Annotated in this window: 2 protein-coding genes and 1 rRNA gene; 1 reads left to right on the top strand and 2 read right to left on the bottom strand. The window is 39.4% G+C overall.

Going from position 1 to position 2935, the window contains the following annotated elements; translation table 11 throughout:
* Positions 1-216 (bottom strand): 16S ribosomal RNA (locus BCG07_RS05675); the annotation flags it as partial.
* Between the two features lie 616 nt (positions 217-832).
* Positions 833-1690: a tetratricopeptide repeat protein gene (locus BCG07_RS05670; protein WP_277053546.1), complete on the bottom strand. Its 858-nt coding sequence runs from the start codon at positions 1688-1690 to the stop codon at positions 833-835.
* 112 nt (positions 1691-1802) lie between these two features.
* On the opposite strand from BCG07_RS05670, the gene BCG07_RS05665 reads away from it, so the two are divergent.
* On the top strand, positions 1803-2935 hold a 1133-nt coding region (locus tag BCG07_RS05665), incomplete at its 3' end, for a M20 metallopeptidase family protein (RefSeq protein WP_286889195.1).

The raw sequence follows: 2935 nt of genomic DNA, 5'->3' as shown, positions 1-2935 counted from the left end.
GGCGAGAGCCGAAGCCCCCTTTGGTCCGTAGACATTATGCGGTATTAGCAGTCGTTTCCAACTGTTGTCCCCCACCTCAAGGCATGTTCCCAAGCATTACTCACCCGTCCGCCGCTCGTCAGCAAAGTAGCAAGCTACTTTCTGTTACCGCTCGACTTGCATGTGTTAGGCCTGCCGCCAGCGTTCAATCTGAGCCATGATCAAACTCTTCAATTAAAAAGTTTTGTGTCTTTCGACAGCTCAATGAATTCTGAATTTATTTAATATCTTTCGATATTGAATTGACTGTGCTGCAATCCCTACCTAAGTAGTTATTGCTGTTGGTCACTCAGTTTCAATTGAGACTCTAATTTGTTTGCCTCACTACCTAAGTAGCTTGGCTGTTAGAACTCAATCTGTACGAGTGCCCACACAGATGATTGCTTTATATTGTTAAAGAACGTTTGAGTTGCCTTAGCGACTCAAGGGAAGCGAATCTTACGCTTTCCTGTGTTTTTGTCAACACTTAATTTTAAACTTTATAAAAATCTAAACTTAAGTTTTACTCGACTCACTAAGTGGTTTGCTTGCCTCGCTAAGCGTTGCCTGCTCTGCCGTCTCAGTGGGGTCGCATTATAGGGAGCCGCGAATTTAACGCAAGCCTTTTTTAACTAAAAAAGTGATTTAAATTACACCCCAAGCAAGCGCACACCCTAAACACAAGTTACTCACAAAACCCTGTGTATAACTTTACTTTTTAAGCTGATTTTCTCTGCTTTAACATCTAAGAGCCATCAATAAAAAAGCACCTTTAATAAAGGTGCTTTTATTTAGCCGAACTTATAATCAGCTTTTAATATAAAATACTGTATAGCTTTCTACGGTATTTAGCTGCGAGCGCATCGCCATCTGGTAGAGAAGCTATTATAGCTAAAAAGCTTGGTTTAGCTTCGTTATAGTTAAGGTCCTTTTGTAGTACTTTGAATAGCACTTCTAATGCCTCTTCTTTTCTTCCTGCTTCGTTTAATAAAGCACTGAGCTCTTCTTTAAGTTCTAAATCGTTCGGATACTTATCTACTTGCTGTTGCTTTTGTTGTATCTCTGGAGAATCTTTTGCATCTAAAGCAGCTTCGCATTTTGCTTTGATGTTATTGAAGTACGCATCTTGATCTTGCGAATCAATCGTTTCTATTAATGCTTGAGCTTCATCTAATTTGTGAATTTGAATACAAATATCTGCAAGCACTAATTTAATACGTACATTAGTATTATCTATTTCGTATGCTTGCTTTGCATAATTAAACGCTGCATTGAGGTCTGATTTAAGTAGAGCCTGCTTAGCTTGTTCTAATAGCAAATCCTGTTGAGCAGGTAAGTGCTTAGATAGGGCTTCCCGTATTTGTGAATCAGTTTGGGTACCTGCAAGCAAATCGACAGGGGCAGAGTCTTTTAATAGCACAAGCGTAGGCAGCGTTTGTAAGCCAACCTGTTGTGCTAATTGTGAAGCTAATGCTTGCTCTGCATCACAATCTAAATTTGCTATTACTATATGGCTTGTATAGTCAGCCGCTATTTTATCTAAAATTGCAGCCTGCCCAATACAATCAGGACTTTGAGGTGAGAAAAAGTTAAGTAATACTAATTTTTGTTGTGATGTTTCTCCAAGGACCTGCTGAAGGTTTTGTGCATTAATACTTACTATATTACTCATTGAATTGATTGCCATACTTATCTATTTAGGGTTTTATATGGTGATTAACATAATAAATACAAGTCGTATAACTAAATCACTCGGCATACATAATCAATTAATGAGGCAAATCATGAAACTATCTTACCTTAGCGCTGCATTTTTATTTGCAGCTCCGCTTTTGCAAGCTAAAGGACTTGACCTAGACCTAGACCTAAACAAAACAATGCCTAGTATTGAAAAGTTTTACCTCGATTTACATCAATCGCCAGAACTTTCATACAGCGAAAAAAATACAGGTAAAAAAATAGCTAACAAGCTTAATATGCTTGGATTCGAGGTTACAGAAAATGTAGGTGGGTATGGTGTTGTTGGTATTTTTAAAAATGGCAATGGCCCAACAGTTATGATACGCACAGATACGGACGGCTTACCTATTACCGAGCAAACAGGTAAACCCTACGCTTCAACTGTAAAAGTTATTGACGAGCATGGTGCAAAAGTTGGTGTTATGCATGGCTGTGGCCATGATATTCATATGAGCTCATTTATAGGCACTGCCGAGCAACTCATTACTCATAAAAATAAATGGAAAGGTACATTAATGATGGTTGCACAACCTGCAGAAGAGGTTGGAGGTGGAGCTAAAGCGATGCTAAATGAGGGTTTATTTAGTAAATACGCAAAGCCCGACCACGTTATTGCATTGCATGTTAGTGCCAGTGTCCCTGCTGGTAAAGTAACTATGAAAAATGAATATACCATGGCAAGTGTGGATTCTGTTGATATTAATATAAAAGGTAAAGGCGGCCATGGCGCGTACCCTCATACCACTATTGACCCGGTAGTTATTGCTGCGCGCACAGTACTTGCTTTACAAACGATTACAAGTCGCGAACTTTCACCTTTAGAACCATCTGTTATAACAGTCGGTTCTATACATGGCGGCTCTAAACATAATGTTATTTCGGATGAAGTGAAACTGCAACTTACACTGCGTAGTTACAACCCAGATGTACGCAATGCGCAAATTGCTGCAATAAAACGCATAACTGCAGGTATTGCGCAAAGCGCTGGGCTTGATGAAAGTGATTACCCTGCTGTTATAGTTCATGAGGATGAATCAATTCCATCTACTTATAATAATCCTTCGCAAACTAATATAGTACGAAGCGCTATTAAAAATGCGATAGGCGACACAAACGTACTTGAAACCCAAGCCGTAATGGCAGGTGAAGACTTTGGTCTTTATGGCCGTACCGACGA

The sequence above is a fragment of the Pseudoalteromonas sp. ESRF-bin5 genome (assembly GCF_002632075.1).
GTDB classification, from domain to species: Bacteria; Pseudomonadota; Gammaproteobacteria; order Enterobacterales; family Alteromonadaceae; genus Pseudoalteromonas; species Pseudoalteromonas marina.
This window is presented reverse-complemented; position numbering and strand designations above follow the sequence as displayed.